Annotated in this window: 1 protein-coding gene; it reads right to left on the bottom strand. The window is 66.7% G+C overall.

Going from position 1 to position 651, the window contains the following annotated elements; all coding sequences use genetic code 11:
• A partial coding sequence (locus ABB27_RS07825; RefSeq protein ID WP_057628067.1) for an AraC family transcriptional regulator occupies window positions 1-651 on the bottom strand: 651 nt, incomplete at both ends.

Genomic DNA, 651 nt, shown 5'->3' with positions numbered 1-651 from the left:
CCGCCAATTGCCGCTGGGCAAGCTGTAGTCGCTGTTGCAGCAGCCATTGCGCCGGGGTAAGCCCGTATTCGCGCTTGAACAGGCCATGCAAGGCTGTCAAGCCGACACCGGCTACCTGCGCCATACGGGCCAGCGACCAGGCCTGCCCGGGGGCTTCCAGAATCTGTGCAGACAGCCGCCGCAACGCCGCTCCGCTCGGAGCTGCTGCCACGGGTGCGGCGAACAAGGCGTCCAGCAACAACGGCAGGGCGTGCTGCGCCAGCGCCGTGCTCACATTCGGCTGCGTTCCGGTCCGGATTTCGATGAATTCAAGCAAGCTGCGGGCAGCCCCGGAAACCTGCAGAAACGGGCGCTGCTGCGCCCGCTCCAACTGTGACCGCGCCAGCAAGGCACTGTCACAGTCCACGATCAGAAACCGGTTGCGCCCGTTGCCGGACTGCACATGGGCCGCACCGGGCAGGACCAACGCTCCGCGCGCCGCGTCCAGGCGACCGCCCCGCCCTTCGATCTCCAGTTCCAGGCTGCCGTGCAGCGGCAGAACCAGCTGCAGATGAGCGTGGCTATGCGAATGACCCGCGGGGCCATAACTGCGAAAACTGAGGGCATCACCGCACTGCATCGGCATCAATACCGGGGGCTGGCCGGCACCTG

Origin of the sequence: Stenotrophomonas terrae, from assembly GCF_001431465.1 — a bacterium.
GTDB classification, from domain to species: domain Bacteria; phylum Pseudomonadota; class Gammaproteobacteria; order Xanthomonadales; family Xanthomonadaceae; genus Stenotrophomonas; species Stenotrophomonas terrae.
The sequence above is the reverse complement of the archived record's forward strand: the minus strand, read 5'-3'. Positions and strand labels throughout refer to the sequence as shown.